The organism is Treponema phagedenis (assembly GCF_008153345.1).
Lineage (GTDB): Bacteria > Spirochaetota > Spirochaetia > Treponematales > Treponemataceae > Treponema > Treponema phagedenis.
The window spans coordinates 1004230-1021591 of sequence record NZ_CP042818.1 but is presented as its reverse complement, the minus strand read 5'-3'; the positions used below and the strand labels follow the sequence as shown (position 1 = coordinate 1021591).

Below are 17362 nucleotides of genomic sequence, written 5' to 3'. Positions count from 1 at the left end.
TTTATTACCTATATGCTCTCTCATTTTACTTCTTTAGATAGCAATATCGGCATAAGTTGTATGTTAAGTTCATCATTATTATCGAAAATGTTGCACGAGCTAGTCCTATCGTTCTTACATAGATACCTTTCATTGAGTTTGTCATAAAGCCAAATACATGTTCAACTCTTGCCCGTATTTTTGATTTTTTTCTGTTACCGATTTTTTGTTTTTTAGTAAGAGGTTTCCCTCTTGCTCCTCTTTCACAAATTTGTCCTTCTATCCCTTTCGCTTTTAAAATCCCCTCTATTTCTTCTCCTATATAGGCACTATCTGCGTATAATCTTTCATCTTTCCTTTCAACTAAATTTTTTAACTCTCTACTATCATGAACATTGGCTGCTGTTACCGTTGCTTTCAATATAAGCTTACTTTTTTTATCTATTTTTATATGATCTTTATAACCGTAATAATTACGTTTATGCTTCTTTGTCCACCTCGCATCACAGTCTTTTTGCGATAATTTTGCCTTATTTTGTTTTTCTTGCCATTGTTCAGGAATTTTTCCGTTTTTGATTTGTTCATTTTCATCTTTGCTGTTATGCTGTATCGGTGCTTCTACTATTGTCGCATCTATTATCGTTCCCTCTTTTCCTATTAAGTTATTTTTAGCTAATTCTTTTCCAAACTTTTCAAATAATTTTTTTGATACTCTCGCTTCAATGAGTTTTTCTTTAAAAAGCCATATTGTTTTTGCATCGGGTACTTTATCTTTTAATTCCAATCCTAAAAATCTCATAAAGGATAGCCGATCGTTTATTTGATATTCCGTTTGGTCATCACTTATGTTGTATAATTTTTGTAAAATTATTATTTTAAACATCATTACATAATCGTATGCAGGTCTTCCGCCTAAACCTTTTGGCTCTTTAGTTAATGCTTTTTTTAATAGGGGCTTGAATATTTCCCAATTTATTTTTTCGTTTAATTTTTCAAGACTATCTCCTAGCTTACTTAATACTCTTAAACGATCTTCTTCATCAAATAATCCTTTTTGTTTCATACCTCATTTTATCATCTTTTTAATCTTTTTTAAAGGGGGTTTTTAGAGGTGCCCTACAGTAAATCGTTTGCAAAGGTGAGAAATCAAAAATTGCAAATATGGTTTCCTGTTTTTTTTAAAGCGCTTATTGCCATTGCATTAGTCAAAGCGGTTTATGCGATATACAGAAAAAAACATCCGCCGATTATACAAATCACTAATCAAAGAGTTAAAAGGTTTATATACACGGCGTGGAAATTTCCAATGCGTATTTTGGGAAGCCCCTTTAAAACATTCGGAGAAATTAAACATGAGGGGGCAGGCAGTTACGGCTTTGCATTTTTTGTATTATGCTTTTCCGCCTTACTCAATATTATGGAATATGTGTATACGGGATTTTTAATTAACAATAATGATCCGTATAAAGTAAACAGTCTTTTTCTGGCGGCAATAACTATATTCCCTGTTGCACTTTTTATTGTTGCAAACTGGAGCGTTACAACCTTACTTGACGGCAAAGGGCATTTTAAAGAAATCTTTTTGGTAACTATGTATGCGCTCTTTCCGTTCTCAGTTTTGCGGCTTATTTCCTTAGGTTTAAGCAATGTTCTTATCATGGATGAAATCAGCATTGCAACAACCATAAGCGTAATCGGAGCGGTGATGTTTGTGTTTTATTTATTCATCGGCTTAGTGGTCATCCATGACTATTCTTTTTCAAAATCGCTTGCCGCTGTTTTATTGACCATTGTTTCTATGATGGTGATTACATTTATTCTAATGATTATGATGTCGCTTGCGGGAGATGTGGTGTTTTTTATCACCACGCTGGTAAAAGAAATTTTATTAAAATATTTTTAAAGAGGAAAGCATGAGAATGAAAAATATACGATATCAATTTTTTACACTTCGCCTTGGTTTTTTTCTGCTTTTTTTCTTTGCGCAAATTACCGCTCTTTTTTCCGATGAAACAATACAACCGCTTGCGGAAAATGAGTACTGGAAAATATCCATTGATAAAACAAATATGCAAGTTTCTTTTATGCATAAACAAACAAATCAGGTTTTGCAATCTATCAGGTTTGACGGCATAGAAGGAAGTGCCGCTACAAAAAATGTGCAAAAATCAAATATCATTGTTACCTATATGTCGAACCTCAGACAGGGAACCGTTAATTCAATGGACAGCTTTTCTTATAGCACAAGTTTTAATCGCTTTGAAATTACTCCGATTAGTAACGGTGTTTCTTTACAAATGACATTGGGAGATGATTCTCTGACGGTTGATGATTTACCGAAAATGATACCGGTTGAAAAATACACAAAGCTTTTACTTCCAAAACTTTCCAGCCGTGATGATAAATTATTCAGAGATAATTACCGCGTGGTACAAAACAAATATTGGGTTCGCGCAACGGATACTATGGGAACTCTTGCGATCAATCGCCTGCATTCTCTTATCTTTGAAAAAAGCGAGTACACTAAAGATGACATGGCGGAAGATAATGCGGAGTACGGATATAAAACACAGTATGTAAATCCTTCCGTTAAGATAACGGTGGAGTACGTTTTAGATGGAAAAGATATTCTTGTGCGCGTACCGGTAGAGAAAATCAAAACAACCACGGATAACCCGGTGCAAATGATTGAGTTCACGCCCTATCTTTTATCGGCGGAAGAAAAAGACAGCGGTTATTTTTTGGTGCCCGACGGTTCAGGTGCTTTAATTTATTTTAATAACGGAAAAACAAATGCCTTATCCTATCAGGATACCGTGTTCGGACGAGACCCGTTAAAATATGCCGAGCGGTTCCGCCAAAATAATTATCCGGTTACCTTGCCGGTGTACGGAATGAAAAAAAATGATTTTGCAGTTTTTGCTATTATTGAAAAGGGTGCGGAAATTGCGGAGATCGTTGCTGATATCAGCGGCAGGAGTAATGAGTTTAACAGGATTAGCAGCCGCTTCACTCTCCTTGATGTTGAAAATGTTGCCTTATTCGGGAATCAAACCGTTACAACACCTCGTATCCCAAGCGATGTATACAAGGGAGACATTGTTGTGCGTTATCGATTTTTATCCGGAAAGGATGCAAACTATACGGCGATGGCAAAAGAATATCAAAAATATCTTATTGAGCAAAATGCAATCTCCGTATATCCAAAAGAAAACGATTCGCCGTTCTTTCTTGAACTGATTGGCGCCTTGCGTAAAACAAAATTCTTTTTGGGAATTCCCTATACGTCAACAGTAACAGCGACAACCTTATCGCAGGGAAAAGAAATTTATGAAGCGCTTAAAAATGCCGGAATAAAAAACATCACGGTTTTATTTGACGGGTTGTTTAACAGCGGTGTTAATCACTCCGCTCTTTCAAAGATCAGTTTTGTATCGGGAATCGGCAGTAAAAAAAATTATCTTGATTTACAAAATACAATAGCAGCCGATTCAAATCTTTTTGCTCCTTCGATCAACATGGGAAGAGTGTATACGTCAAAAAAATTTAAACCGATTAAAATGGCGGCAAGAAAACATGACGGAGATTATGCCGATATTGTATATTTTGAAAAAAATACTATGTTTAAAAAAACTCTGCCATATTCAACCTATTATATTTCTCCGCATGTTATCAGCTCGTATGCCGAAACAACTGTCACGGCAATGAATAGTTTTAAACCTTCGATGCTGCATATCAAAGATTTGGCGACCAATCTTATTCCCGATTATAATCGCAAAAAAAACATCTCTCGCATACATGCGCGGCCTGAATATCAAAACGCATTATCAATTTTAAAAAATTCTTATGACTTGGTTTTGGATAATCCGAATAGTTACGCACTGTTTGCCGCGCGGTATATTAACCGCCTTCCTTCAAACAGCAATAAGCTTGAGGTAACGGATACTGCGGTTCCTTTTGTGCAGTTGGTATTGGACGGATGTATTCCGTATTCTTCGGATTCATGGAATAGCAATGCAAGTCTCGGTATTCAAAATTCTTTTTTGTATGCGATTGAAACCCGCTCTGCTCCGCGGTTTTGTTTTTCATACAAAAAAGAAACCGTATTCCATAATATTCAAGACTCCGAGCTTACAAAAGAATTTTCCGTGTACTATCGGGATATGATACAGGATGCAATCCGGTTGTATCATTCTTACAATGTATTTTATCAAGAGGTAAAAAATGCGAATATTATTTTACATACGGTGATTACAAAGGACGTTAAAAAAATTGATTACAGCAACGGCGTAACCGTGTATGTAAATTACGGAAATAAAAACTGGACAAACGGATCTGTTGAAGTACAGGCTCAAAATTATACAATTATAAAAGGAGGGGCGCCCGTATGACGGAAAAAATAAAAAAACGTTCATGGTATGATAAACTCTCATTTAAGAAAAAAACCGCGTTTTGGGGATTTATGTTTTTATTGCCGTGGCTTCTCGGATTTTTCTTATTTTTTGTAGTTCCTCTTGTACAAGTGTTTATCTATAGTTTCCATGAAGTGAGCATAAAACCCCTCGGCGGTCTTGATATGACTTTTCTGGGATTAAAAAATTATTTTTATGCCTTCGGTGTTGACCCTACTTTTAATAAGGAATTGGCTGCAACCCTTTTACAGGTTTTAGCAATGACTCCATTAGTTATTTTGTTTTCGTTACTCTGTGCGGTCTTATTAAACAAACATTTTTTCGGACGCTCAATTGTGCGTGCAATATTTTTAATTCCGATTGTATTAGCTGCGGGGCTTTTCTCACAGCGCATTGCCGACACTTCCGCATTGCAGCTTGGGAATCTTGATCAAGGAGAACAAATATATAATCTGCAAATTCTTGTCAATATATTTTCAAGTTTTGAAGCGGGTGCTCCGTTTTTGCGGTACATCTTAAAAGCGGTTGGAGATATTTTTGAGATTGTTTCATTAAGCGGAATACAAATACTGATTTTTCTTTCCGCTTTGCAAAGCATCCCGCCCGCACTCTATGAGGTTGCGGAAATAGAAGGTGCTACCGGCTATGAAACATTTTGGAAAATAACAATTGCGATGGTTTCTCCGATGATTCTTACCTGCACAGTGTATACGCTTGCAGACCTGTTTATGCGCTCCGAACTGATGGATCGATTTTACACACTTGCATTCGGGCAATCAAAATACGGTTTAAGTGCGGCGATGAGCGCCGTGTATTTGATAACGGTGGTTGTTATTGTAAGCCTCACTATTTTTTTATTACGCAAAAGGGTGTTCTATTATGAATGACAAAAATATTTTTACAAAAAAAATCAATCCGTTTGTACTTAAAAAAAGAATAAATAATTTTTTTGTTACACTCATCAGAACTGTCTTAATTATTTGTCTCTGCTATTTAATCTTAGCGCCGCTGTTAAAAAATATAGTAGTAGCCTTTACGTATCCTTTAGACTTAGGGTTATCAACCGCGGTATGGGTGCCGACACGATTGTCTGTCGAAAACTGGTATGTTGCCTATTTGGTGCTGCATTATAAAACCTCATTGCCGTATACAATTTTACACACCGCAATTATTACCGTACTGCAAACAGTCTGCGCTGCAATGGCGGGGTATTCTTTTGCACGATTACATTTTCGGTTTAGAGACTTTTTCTTTGTCTGTGTGCTGCTGACAATCATTGTACCGGTAAAAATATTTATGCTTCCGCAGTATCTGTATTTTAAAGAGTTTGATATTCTCGGAATATTTCGGCTTATTACCGGAGCACCTTTGAACCTTTTAAACTCTTCTACTTCCATTTATATTATGGCGGCGTTCGGCATGGGATTAAAAGGCGGCTTATTCGTATATATTTTCAGGCAATCGTTTCGCGGCTTACCAAAAGCTCTGGAAGAAGCTGCGTATATTGACGGAGCAGGTTTTATACAAACATTTACCAAGATTGTTATTCCTTCTTCGGTAACGGCAATCCTGACAGTCTGCGTACTGTCCTTTGCATGGAATTGGAATGATGCATATTTTATCAAGCTGTTTGACCAACGGAATACCAATCATTTAATGTTAGCCTTTACCAAAGCTGCCGCCTCGATTGATGAAGCAATTGCAGCGATCAGTACGCAAATCCCGCCGAATTTTGCATTCTTATTAAAAAATCCCGTGTATGAAGATGCAATCTCACGGGTGGCTGCGCTGCTGGTATTTTTACCGTTGATTATTTTCTTTTTAATTATACAAAAGAAATTTGTACAAGGAGTTGAACGCTCCGGGTTGGTAGGTTAGGAGTATGATGAAAAAAATTTTTACTTTGATTGCGGTGTTTTTTCTTTTAGTAAATTGCACCCCAAAAAACAAACAATCGGCTTTTGCCGTTTCAAAAGGAAGTACTGTTATGACAATTTTTGATTGGGAACCTGTTTTTTTTAATCCCGATATTGTGCCGAACGGCTGTTATGAAAAAGATTCTTTGATTAAGCTCGGAAACGGCAGAATCATTTTAAAAAAAATAAATGTACCCGAATATGAGCGGAATGTTTCGGTTACGCTTACGATTAAATTAAAATCGGCGGGAGACCCTTGGGATAAAAGCGGTTCCTGTTTTATTATTCCAAAAGATTCGCTTATTAACTTTTTGACGATTGCAAAAGAGCAGCATAGCTTTCCCGAAATTGATTCTGAAAAATATGAAAACTTTGTCGGCATTGTTCCCGGAAAAGACTATCTGCCCGTTGTGGAAGCAATGCGGTTTATGACGCCCTTCGGTGTCGGCTTTTTCAGTAATGATACAACAAACAAACCGGTGTATGTAGACAGCTGGGAAGAACAGGTTGAATGGTCTGAAGACATTACGCAATTATATTCTTTGCTAAAAGGCGAAACCTACATCGGCATTTGGGTTGATACTTGGACAAAGGAAGGCTATAAGGTTTCCGCTGATATAAACATCACGGAAAGCACCGCAGCCGGCGATACTATCCGAAATGAAAAAGTGCTGCCGCTTATGAATACGGTGTATTATTTGGGACAAAAAATCCCCGACATCTTTTGCAGAAAAACGGTGAGCGTACCCTTTACCATTCCGAGAGGAGCGAAGAACGTTCGTCTTCATTACATTACAACAGGACATGGCGGACATTCGGGCGGAGATGAATTTGTTAAGCGGGAAAATAGTATCTCAATCGATGAGAAAGAAGTGCACCGGTTTACACCATGGAAAAATTACTGTGCCGCCTATCGCCGCTTTAATCCCTCATCGGGAGTGTGGATGCAAAAGCGCACCGCAAAGGTGTTCAGCGAGTCGGGGCAGCGCATAGAAAAAGAAATTGAAGAACCGCTTGCCTCTTCCGATCTTTCCCGCTCAAACTGGTGTCCGGGAAGCGATGTCCCGCCCGTTATTATTCCGCTGAACATAGACTCTGGGCAGCACAAGCTCTCGGTTTCCATTCCGGGAGCTCAGCCCCTTTACGAAGACAAATATAACCACTGGCTTGTCTCCGCCTATCTGGTGTACGAATACTGAAAAATTTATTTTTAGGGCGTTGCGGTTTGAAGCGTATACGCAAAGTCCGGTTTTACTCTTCGGTAGCCGGAACTCAGCACCTACAAACCGCCGGGTTTTCCGAGTCTGACGGTATTATGCCGCAGAAATTATGAGCACGGTACCGGCGGGCAAGTTTTAAAAAACTTACCCGCCACCTCTCCAATTTTTGGGGTAAGTTCAGTTTTTGCCGTCTGTGGCAAAAACTAACCTGTCTGCTTGGAACCACCGCCTCGCTGTGATTTTTAGTATTTTTATTAAATCACAGCTGCGAGTTTAAAAGCTTCAATTTTATAATTTTGTGTTATTTAATGATTGCAAAATCTGCCATCCGGCACATCGGCATTATTGATACTCAGATCGGATATAAATTTAAATTGATTGCGGAACAATACTCCACCGTATAATCACAGCTTTTTATTTTACTCTTCAGAAGTTATTATCCCGACCGTTCATCCTTGCTTTGTAAACATTGTCAAGTTCAATGATAAACTTATTCATAAAGATCATTTTTACAATAGGTTTAAAAATTTTTAACCAATTTTTCTTTATGCTCTTTCTATGTTTCTTTTTTCAACTTGCAATATAATCAATGAGGTAATAAAAACAATTCCTTCGGTAATAACAAAACTTATCCACACACCATCAAGCTGCCATAGCTTACTGGTCAGAAGGACAACGAAAAAGATTACTACAAAGCCGCGTAACGTAGAAATTAAAAACGATGAGTGCACCCGCTCAATTGCCGCTTGATATAATAAGACAACAATATTCATTCCGGCAAAAAAGAAACCTAAAAAATATATTCTGATTCCCCTGGATGCAATTTGTTCAAGCTCGATTAGTTTTTCTGCATTAAAAATTGTGACAACATCTTTTGTGAACATAAAAAGAACGGCGTACATAATCGCAGAGATAAAAAGGGCAGCTATGATGCCGAATTTCAAATATTGCTGTAAACGAAACATATCTTTTACGCCATACGCTGCTGAAGCAATCGGCTGAAGGCCTTGCCCGAGTCCTGTAAAAATTGCAATTACAATAAATGAGATGTTGGCAATAATACCGTAACTTGCAACACCGATATTCCCGCTTATGCTGAGAATTATAAGATTAAAGAGTATCAAAACAAAAGCACCGCTCAGCTCCGTAATAAATGAGGGTGTACCGAGTTTTATAATTCTTCCAAGCGGTTTAACCTCCGCGGTTTTTATATAGCGATAATTGCTGGTATCTTTAAATCTATTTAACAGTATAATAGCTATTCCGACAAGAGGAGAAAGGCCGGTTGCAATAGCTGCGCCGAACATTCCCATTTGCAGCGGAAACATTAAAAGATAGTCAAATAAAATATTGGTAAGCCCGCCTGCCATAACTCCAACCATGGCAAGAGCAGGTTTATGGTCGTTTCTTGAAAAAGAAATTAGAATACTGTTTATCATATTTACCGGAGCGCAAAGTAAAATTGTCCGGATATACGTAAGGCTCATCGCGAGCGTATCAGTATCAGCACCAAAAATTTTTGCAAGGTTTTCAGAAAATAAAATCCCAATACTCATAAATACAATTCCGATTACCAAGGCTGTATTGACAGTGAGTGAAAATATTTTATTGGCACCTTCAATATCCTGTTGAGCCCGCAAAATAGAAAACGCACTTCCTCCGCCAATACTAATCATCAAAGCAACTCCGTTGACAATATTTACAATCGGAATTGAAATATTAAGTGCTGCAAGTCCTATCGCACCGAATGCTTTTGATACAAAATAGGTATCCGCAAACACAAACGCACTTATGCCCACCATCCTCAAAATACTCAAAATTGTGTACTTAAAAAATGTTTTTAACATATCCCCCTCTGCCAAACTCTTTAAATCAATAGTATTTCCGCAATTGATTTTAAAACCGAGCCTCATTGATAAACCGGAAGGATCATCTTCCAAAAACTGCTTTATCTTTATCAAATTTTTTTACAGCAAAAAAAAAGTGCAAAGATTTCTTCAATGACCTAACGAAATCTTGCACTTCTACCCGGTGGCAGTTCTGCCGTAATAATTTCCGCTAATATAACACGAATAAAAAATTACTTCAAGAGAGTAATCTCCAATTATCAAGCCACTATAAAAATGTCCTCTGTATAATGCTTTGTAATTAAGTCATATTCGAGAATGTATCGACAATAAAGCTTACCGAATTAAACATTACTATGGTAAATTACTCACCGTTGCTAAATTCTAAACGATGTTTTAAAGCAAGACTATTTGTAAAGCTTTAAAACTTGCAGACCTAATTTTGACAAGGACGTCAAAACTCAGAACGGGCACGGACGCCCGTAGTTCCATGCAGAAGCGATGTTTGAAAACTCCTACAACAAATTTTAAATCGAAGTTTTCAAACTCACAAGGTTTCATTTTGACACGGAAGTCAAAATCAGAACCGCCATGGACGGCGGTGGTTCCAAACAGAAGCGATGTTTTAAAGCAAGACTGTTTGCAAAGCTTTAAAACTCGCAGTTTAGTTTTTGCCACGGACGGCAAAAACTAAACCGTTGTGTCTGACTCTTGTTTATAAAATTGTCTTGATTCTTGTAAGATGCATTAAAAGCGGATCGAGTTATTAAAAAAACGCTACACTCGTTTAGTGCTCTCTTGGCATTCAAAAAAAACGGTTTCGCACTTGAAAAAGTGCAAAACCATCTTCGTTCGCTAACGCAATTTGCTCCTACATACATAGGCTACATTATCAAAATAACTCCGTGAGTTTTAAAAACCGGTGAAAAAGTTTATGCGTTTAAATCGTCGTTTCTGCATGAACTCGGCACCAGCTGCGGCGGTTCACCATAAAAATGCTGAACTCGCAAGCGGGTATTGCTGATATTAGTACATTTTCGCAATACCTTTTAACACAACTCCGGTGCTCCCGTTGAGAGTGATAATTTCTCCGTTTGTAAGAATATCGCAAGCATTCTTTGCATCAATGACGGTCGGTTTTGCAAGCAGCATCCCCATAATTGCCGCATGACCTGCAAGATTTCCGTTTTCGGTAATAATCGCGGAAGCCCGATCAATGACAAGATTTATCTCATCAGTTGTTTCTTTTGCAACAATAATATCTCCGTCTTTAAAGTCTGCCAGCAGTTGTTTAGAATCTTTGGCAATACAGACTCTGCCGGTTATAATTTTTTTTAATCCTGCACCCTTCCCTTTCAAAAGAATTTTTCCTACGGTTTCAATTTTAAGAATATTGGTAGAGCCCGCCAAACCGATCGGAATTCCGGCGGTAAGGATGGCAAGATCTCCGTCTGTTAAGAAGCCCGCATCTTTCGCTTTTTTTATACAACTTTCAAAAAGTTCATCAGTAGAAGTAAATTTTTCTGTAAGAAGCGGATATACCCCCCAGTTGAGCGAAAGGCGCTGCATTACCTCTTCCGAATAGGTAACCGCAATGATCGGTGCTTTGGGCTTGAATTTAGAAATTGCCCGTGCGGTGTCGCCCGATGAGGTTGCGGCAATAATTGCATGCGCTTCCAAGTCCAAGGCGGTCGAACAGGTAGCCCGCGCAATAGCATTGGTGGTGGTAAGCGCGTGTTTTGAAAAACTGTTCAAAAGGAGCTTTTCGTAGTCTAATGAAGCTTCGGTAGTTTCCGCAATTGAATACATCATTTTTACCGCTTGCACCGGATACTGCCCTGCAGCGGTTTCTCCTGAAAGCATGATTGCCGAAGTGCCGTCCAAAATTGCATTGGCAATATCGGTAACTTCCGCTCGCGTGGGACGTAAATTTCTTGTCATAGATTCAAGCATTTGCGTAGCGGTGATAACCGGTTTTCCCGCAATATTGGCTTTTTGAATAAGACGTTTTTGTGCTAAAGGAATTTGTTCCGGCGGAATTTCAATTCCAAGATCTCCGCGTGCAACCATAATGCCGTCTGCAACTTCCAATATTTTATCAATATTATCAAGCCCTTCCTGGTTTTCTATTTTTGCAATGATATTAATTCCGTTACCGTTTTCTTCTTCCAGCACGCGCCGTATTTCCAGTACATCATCCGCTGTCCGAGTAAAAGAGGCGGCAATGAAGTCAACTCGATTTTTGACGCCAAAACGAATGTCGGAAATGTCTTTTTCAGATAAAAAAGGCAATCGCACTTTTACTCCGGGCATATTCAAACCTTTATGATTACTGATTTCTCCATCGTTGATAACCGTGCAGATAATGTCGGTGCCGTCTTTTATTTTAAGCACGTTCATCTCTACTAAACCGTCATCAATTAAAATTCTATCTCCTGCAGTCAATTCTGCCGGAAGATTTGCGTAAGTAATACTGCATATTGTCTCATCTCCAATTATATCGCGCGTTGTGAGCGTAAACAGTTGATTCTGTTTTAAGTCCACAGGTCCATTTGCAAATGTTTTTAATCGAATTTCAGGACCTTTTGTATCAAGCATAATTGCAATAGGCAAATTCATTTCCGTGCGGAGCTTTTTAATTCTGTCAATCTTTATTTGATGCTCTTCATGCGAACCGTGTGAAAAGTTAAGACGGCACACATTACAACCCGCTTTAAACATTTTTCTAAGCGTCTCTTCGGATTCCGATGCGGGACCGATTGTACAAACAACCTTTGTTTTTTTCATAAAAGTCTCCTATTTACGTATTTGAATCTTTATTTATATAAGAACTATAGTATAGTGTATATAAAAAAAAAATTCTATTCATTTGAATAAAGTAAAGTGAGCAAAACCCCTAATAAAAAGACTGAACACAAAACTATTGACATTTAATGTGGTGAAAGTTAGAATAAGCGGCTTCTGAATTTAATTGTATTTATCGAGTTATACCTTGAAAATTGATACCTGTAAAATTCAAGCAGTGACCTTAATAGCCTACCGCAAACATTATCTAGTCGATATTTAACCACTTGCGTATGGTTATTGTGTTTTGTTGCGCATATAGCTGTAACAAGAAAACTATCACTGTCGATTCAAAATGCCTTTTGAAACGACGGATTTACTATTTAAGGATTCAATATGAGTAACGTTACTATTTTAAACATAGAAAAAGGTAAAAGGTTGCATGAATTTACGATGCTTCCATTTAAAATTTATAAAAATAATCCAAACTGGTGCCCGCCTTTAATAAGCGAATATAAAAAATATGTTTGCGGTGTTAATAATATGCTTTTAGATGTAGGTCCACACGTAAAAATAATAGCTCAAAAAAACGGTGAAACAGTTGGCAGACTTTTAATAGGAATCGACGAACACCTTAATGCATATCGAAATATGCATACCGGTTATCTGTCTCAGTTTGAATGTATCAATGATTTTGAGGTTGCAAAAGCCATGTTCGATTATGCAAAGGATTGGCTTAAAGAACGAGGAATGAACAGAATCAAGGGGCCGATGTCTTTGCCGGCAGGGGATGATACACGAGGAATGATTATCGATAATTTTGATACGCCGGCTTTTATTATGAATATTTATAATCATCAATATTATAACGACCTTTTTACCCAATATGGCTTTCAAAAATACTGCGATTGTTACGCATATTATGCGGATTTAAGAAAAATTGATGTAAGCCGCTATCAGGCTCTTATCCCAAAGCTCATGGAACGCTTTCACTTTCGCCTTGATAAAATAAATTTAAAAGAAGGTTTAGAGCGGGATTCAGCAGATATTCTAAAAGTTTTACAAAATTCCTTACCGGATGAGTGGGAAGATTTTATGCCGATAACTAAAGGCGATGTTGACATGATTGTAAAGCAGCTAGCGCCTTTTGCTGATCCTGATTTAATTTTTATTGCAAGAAACGATAAAGACGAGCCGATCGGATTTAATATTACTATTCCCAATTATAATGAGATTTTGCGCAAAATGAAGGGCAGAATTTTCCCCTTTGGGTTTTTAAAATTTCTGTGGTATAAAAAGCGACTCACATCAGTGAGGATGCTGGTATTGTTTGTTGACCCTGCATATCGAAGCAAAGGGGTCGCTCCTGCAATTTATTTACAGTCCCATCAAAATGCGATTGCAAAAGGTTTTATTCATTTGGAAGGCTCACAAGTATGGGAATATAATCAATTTATGGCAAAAGACATAGAAAAATTCGGCGCAAAACAGTATATTACATACCGAATTTATGAATATAACATGTAAATTATGCTATTAAAAATTAACTAAAGTTTTGTTTTATAATAATTGTCGTTGGCGAAGGCACTGATCGTCTATACATCTACCACATAGGCCATGCCCTCGCGACGTAAAACCCGAACCGAAGTCCCTGGCGGAATAAGTTCTTCCGATAACGAGCGGGCATTCCACGTTGTTCCGGCATATTTTATACGACCCTCTTTATGCGGAGTTATTTCTTCAATCACTTCCGCAAATTCATTCGCTGCATCTTTTTTGATATCCTCACCGAAAACTGTGCCGGTAAAAACCCCGGTAAATCGTTTCCGAAGAAAAAAGAGAGATGAAAAAGAAAATATAATAAAAAGAAAGATTTGTACCCATAGATAATGATCAACAAACGGAATAAAGGTTAACAACCCTACCCCTACGGCACCGAACCCGAAAAAGATTATTACCAAGCCGGGTATTACTAATTCAAGTCCTATACAGGCGATTCCGATGATAAGCCAAATATACCATTCCATAAGTACCTGTCCAAAGTCAAAAAATATAATGCAAAGTAGCATAACTACTTTGCATTATATTTTTAATCTTTAATGCTATATCGCTTTTTGAACCGATCGATACGTCCTGCCGTATCAACAAGCTTTTGTTTTCCGGTAAAAAAGGGATGGCAGGCTGAACAAATTTCCACCTTCAGATCTTTTACCGTAGATTTTGTTTCAATAACGTTCCCGCATGCGCAGGTAATCTTTGTTTCTTCATAACGAGGATGAATATCCTTTTGCATAATCCGCTCCCATAAAAATTTTTATATGTTTTTCAAGATCAAACCTAAAAAACACAGTTTTATACGTGATGTTTTACTATAAAACAAAAACACATCGGATAAGCGCAAGCATTAACGTAAACTTGCCTGTTTATCAAAATTTTTTGCGATTCATTTTGACTGATGGTTTTCAATAGCTAAAAACATTGTTTGGTTTTGACACTAATATACTTCTTTTTATAATTTTAGACAAGGGCTCCTGTATTCATTGAGTTGAGGAAAGCTTTATTATCTTTTGTTTTTTTCATTTTATCAATAAGCAATTCTATGATTTCCGCATCATCCATTGGATTGATAACCTTGCGCAAAACCCAAATACGCTGCAACTCTTCCTCGGTAAGCAAAAGCTCTTCTTTTCTTGTGCCCGATTTTTTAATATTAATTGCAGGAAAAAGTCTGCGATCGGATAATCTTCGATCAAGACTTATTTCCATATTTCCGGTTCCCTTGAATTCCTCAAAAATAACCTCATCCATACGACTTCCGGTTTCTATCAAAGCGGTTGCAATAATAGTTAAGCTTCCCCCTTCCTGAATATTACGTGCCGCACCGAAAAATCGTTTAGGTCTGTGCAAGGCATTAGAGTCAACACCGCCAGAAAGCACTTTACCCGACGTGGGTACTGTTTGGTTATAGGCGCGGGCAAGACGAGTAATTGAGTCAAGAAGAATAACCACATCTTTTTTATGCTCCACAAGCCGCTTTGCTTTTTCTAACACCATCTCTGCAACCTGCACATGAAGTGTTGCCTGCTCATCAAAAGTTGAAGAAATAACCTCCGCTTTTACCGTTCGCTCCATATCGGTAACTTCTTCAGGACGCTCGTCGATAAGCAAGACGATCAGATACACTTCGGGATGATTTTCAGTGATTGCATTCGCAATTTTCTGCATAAGGATTGTTTTACCGGTTCTGGGAGGTGCAACAATTAACGCTCGCTGACCTTTTCCAATAGGACAAAACAGGTTCATAATCCTTGTCGAAATCTCTTCCGTGGTCGTTTCGAGATTCAACTTCTCTTTCGGATAAAGCGGCGTTAAGTTATCAAAAGGGATCCTTGTTTGTGATTTTGAAACATCTTCAAAGTTTACCGACTCTACCCGTAAAAGCGCAAAAAATCGCTCACCCTCTTTTGGAGAACGTATTTGCCCATATACCGTATCCCCGGTTTTAAGATTGAATAGCCGGATTTGACTGGGAGAGATATAAATATCATCCGAACCGGGCAAATAATTGTTTTGAGGAGACCGCAAAAACCCGTACCCGTCCGGCAAAGTTTCAAGAGAGCCGGAGGCAAAAATAATGCCGCCGGCAGCAGTGTGATTCTTAAGAATATAAAAAATAATTTCCTGTTTTTTCATTGCAACCATGTCTTCGTGCGGAATACCGTATTGCGATGCAATATCGCGCAATGCGTGTAATCCCATCATGGTTAAATCATTGATAACAAGTTTCGGTTTATTTTCGATATTTTCAGCACTCTCTGAAGAATCTGCGGCACTTTCTGTTAGCGCTTTTGCAGCGGCTGTTTTTCGCGATCTACCCGCCGCAGAGCTTCTGGCAGACGCACCTTGCGCGGCGCGTTTACGAATACGCGGTTTTTGTGCAGGTTTTTTTTCAGTCTCTTCCTGCGCTTCTTGTTCGTCAACCTTCATTTCCGTTTGTTCTTGCAAAGTTTCAGCCTCTAAATTCAATTCTCCTTGTCCACCGGTAATATCACCGGAATTTTCAGCAGCCTCAGATGAACGACGGACTTTAATTACTGTCATTGGAATTCTCCATTGTTAAAATGTATAGTAAATGTATATATAAATCACTAGTTTGCAGAATATATAATAATGCCTGATTTTCTTTTATAATAGGGAAGCTTCTCTATTATAACTCTTTTATTTTTTTTCTGTCAAGTACTTAGAAAGTAAGCTCAAAGCGGTTTCAGCTGCTTTCTCCCGAATTTCATTTCGCGACCCTGAAAAAACCTCAATTTTTGTTTTTACAATTATAGTATCACCTGCTTTTTCTGCAATACCGATACATACCGTTCCGACAGGAGTATCGGGAGTACCCCCGGTAGGGCCTGCGATTCCCGTAATGCCGATTGCATAAGCCAGTTTTTTGTTACAGTCTCCAATTTTTTTCAAAGCGTTTTCCGCCATTTTCTTTGCGGTTTCTTCGCTCACAATACCATAAGTTTTTAAAAATGAGCTAGAAATTCCCAAAAGCTTTTGTTTCGCCTCAGGATTATATACCACAAAGGCCCCCCAAAGCACATCGGATGCACCTGAAATTTCAGTTATTTTCTCCGCTATCAAACCTCCGGTAAGAGATTCCGCAGTAATCAGCATTTTATTCTGTCGTTTCAGCGCTTTAAAAACTTTTTCCGCATTAGTCATCACAAGACTATCGCCTAAATTTTTCTTTTAATTGTTCCGACTGAATCGAAAAAATATCCGGATTTTGGTTTATCGTATCTTGCAACATTTGTACAGAACCTTCAAAATCAACATCATCGGCTATTCTAATTCTTGAGGAGGTAACATTGCCTGAAACAACGGAGCCTGTACGCATTTCTACCCTATCGACCGCAGTTATATTACCTTCAAATTTTCCGTCTATTGCAGCAGAAACAACTCGAGCATATTGTACTTTACACGCCGCATCTTTTTCCACTATTAATGCTCCTTGAGCATCAATAATTCCCGTAAATTTTCCTCGGATTGAAAGATTTTCGGTAAATTTCATAATACCGTCAAAAATGGTTTCTCGTCCCAAAATTGTAATGTTTTTATCTTTTCCTTTCTCAAAGCTTTTCATTTTTTCCTCAACAACAAAGTAAAATATATAAGAGACTTCCGTTATTACGGATTTTACCGGC

Annotated in this window: 13 protein-coding genes and 1 pseudogene; 6 read left to right on the top strand and 8 right to left on the bottom strand. The window is 38.0% G+C overall.

What is annotated here, in order from left to right:
- Positions 1-25 precede the first annotated feature (25 nt).
- Positions 26-1042: an IS5 family transposase gene (locus FUT79_RS04435; protein ID WP_024751992.1), complete on the bottom strand. Its 1017-nt coding sequence runs from the start codon at positions 1040-1042 to the stop codon at positions 26-28.
- Between the two features lie 48 nt (positions 1043-1090).
- Here FUT79_RS04435 and FUT79_RS04430 point away from each other — a divergent pair, with 48 nt between their 5' ends.
- Genes FUT79_RS04430 through FUT79_RS04410 form a run of 5 tightly spaced genes read left to right on the top strand, consistent with a single transcriptional unit; the run spans position 1091 to position 7506 of the window.
- Positions 1091-1882: a Yip1 family protein gene (locus FUT79_RS04430; RefSeq protein WP_148889316.1), complete on the top strand. Its 792-nt coding sequence runs from the start codon at positions 1091-1093 to the stop codon at positions 1880-1882.
- Positions 1883-1892: 10 nt separating this feature from the next.
- Positions 1893-4370: a DUF5696 domain-containing protein gene (locus tag FUT79_RS04425; protein WP_148889313.1), complete on the top strand. Its 2478-nt coding sequence runs from the start codon at positions 1893-1895 to the stop codon at positions 4368-4370.
- A complete protein-coding gene (locus tag FUT79_RS04420; protein WP_002701049.1) occupies positions 4367-5278 on the top strand; it encodes a carbohydrate ABC transporter permease in 912 nt (303 codons plus the stop codon). Before FUT79_RS04425 ends, FUT79_RS04420 begins: the two co-directional genes overlap by 4 nt.
- Complete coding sequence (locus tag FUT79_RS04415) at positions 5271-6269, top strand: carbohydrate ABC transporter permease (protein WP_002701048.1); 999 nt, start codon at positions 5271-5273, stop codon at positions 6267-6269. The genes FUT79_RS04420 and FUT79_RS04415 overlap by 8 nt, the downstream gene beginning before the upstream one ends.
- A gap of 4 nt (positions 6270-6273) precedes the next feature.
- Complete coding sequence (locus FUT79_RS04410; protein WP_148879133.1) at positions 6274-7506, top strand: PNGase F N-terminal domain-containing protein; 1233 nt, start codon at positions 6274-6276, stop codon at positions 7504-7506.
- 566 nt (positions 7507-8072) lie between these two features.
- Here the strand turns inward: FUT79_RS04410 and FUT79_RS04405 are convergent.
- Together FUT79_RS04405 and pyk are read right to left on the bottom strand one after the other, a co-directional pair.
- On the bottom strand, positions 8073-9488 hold the full coding sequence (locus FUT79_RS04405) for an MATE family efflux transporter (protein WP_148879134.1): 1416 nt from the start codon (positions 9486-9488) through the stop codon (positions 8073-8075).
- Between the two features lie 912 nt (positions 9489-10400).
- Positions 10401-12161, bottom strand: coding sequence for a pyruvate kinase (gene pyk, locus FUT79_RS04400; protein ID WP_148879135.1), 1761 nt, complete (start codon positions 12159-12161; stop codon positions 10401-10403).
- Positions 12162-12554: 393 nt separating this feature from the next.
- On the opposite strand from pyk, the gene FUT79_RS04395 reads away from it, so the two are divergent.
- Positions 12555-13685, top strand: a complete 1131-nt coding sequence (locus FUT79_RS04395; protein ID WP_024752318.1) for a hypothetical protein — start codon at positions 12555-12557, stop codon at positions 13683-13685.
- Positions 13686-13753: 68 nt separating this feature from the next.
- Here the strand turns inward: FUT79_RS04395 and FUT79_RS04390 are convergent, their stop codons facing one another.
- From FUT79_RS04390 to FUT79_RS04370, 5 genes and pseudogenes are all read right to left on the bottom strand, one after another.
- Entirely contained in the window at positions 13754-14185 is a 432-nt protein-coding gene (locus FUT79_RS04390) for an NfeD family protein (protein ID WP_244951133.1), read from the bottom strand.
- A gap of 62 nt (positions 14186-14247) precedes the next feature.
- Positions 14248-14451 (bottom strand): 50S ribosomal protein L31, encoded by a 204-nt coding sequence (gene rpmE, locus FUT79_RS04385; RefSeq protein ID WP_002699458.1) that lies wholly within the window; start codon positions 14449-14451, stop codon positions 14248-14250.
- A gap of 224 nt (positions 14452-14675) precedes the next feature.
- A pseudogene (gene rho, locus FUT79_RS04380) lies at positions 14676-15941 on the bottom strand (transcription termination factor Rho); the annotation flags it as partial.
- 435 nt (positions 15942-16376) lie between these two features.
- On the bottom strand, positions 16377-16880 hold the full coding sequence (locus FUT79_RS04375) for a CinA family protein (RefSeq protein WP_002699462.1): 504 nt from the start codon (positions 16878-16880) through the stop codon (positions 16377-16379).
- A 7-nt stretch (positions 16881-16887) separates the two neighbouring features.
- Positions 16888-17301, bottom strand: coding sequence for a bactofilin family protein (locus FUT79_RS04370; protein ID WP_024752316.1), 414 nt, complete (start codon positions 17299-17301; stop codon positions 16888-16890).
- Positions 17302-17362 lie beyond the last annotated feature (61 nt).

Coding starts and splice junctions, on each gene's coding strand:
- FUT79_RS04415 (WP_002701048.1), top strand. CDS start 5,271: ATGAATGACAAAAATATTTTTACAAAAAAAATCAATCCGTTTGTACTT.
- FUT79_RS04375 (WP_002699462.1), bottom strand. CDS start 16,880: ATGACTAATGCGGAAAAAGTTTTTAAAGCGCTGAAACGACAGAATAAA.
- FUT79_RS04395 (WP_024752318.1), top strand. CDS start 12,555: ATGAGTAACGTTACTATTTTAAACATAGAAAAAGGTAAAAGGTTGCAT.
- FUT79_RS04420 (WP_002701049.1), top strand. CDS start 4,367: ATGACGGAAAAAATAAAAAAACGTTCATGGTATGATAAACTCTCATTT.
- FUT79_RS04370 (WP_024752316.1), bottom strand. CDS start 17,301: ATGAAAAGCTTTGAGAAAGGAAAAGATAAAAACATTACAATTTTGGGA.
- FUT79_RS04410 (WP_148879133.1), top strand. CDS start 6,274: ATGATGAAAAAAATTTTTACTTTGATTGCGGTGTTTTTTCTTTTAGTA.
- FUT79_RS04425 (WP_148889313.1), top strand. CDS start 1,893: ATGAGAATGAAAAATATACGATATCAATTTTTTACACTTCGCCTTGGT.
- FUT79_RS04435 (WP_024751992.1), bottom strand. CDS start 1,042: ATGAAACAAAAAGGATTATTTGATGAAGAAGATCGTTTAAGAGTATTA.
- pyk (WP_148879135.1), bottom strand. CDS start 12,161: ATGAAAAAAACAAAGGTTGTTTGTACAATCGGTCCCGCATCGGAATCC.
- rpmE (WP_002699458.1), bottom strand. CDS start 14,451: ATGCAAAAGGATATTCATCCTCGTTATGAAGAAACAAAGATTACCTGC.
- FUT79_RS04390 (WP_244951133.1), bottom strand. CDS start 14,185: ATGGAATGGTATATTTGGCTTATCATCGGAATCGCCTGTATAGGACTT.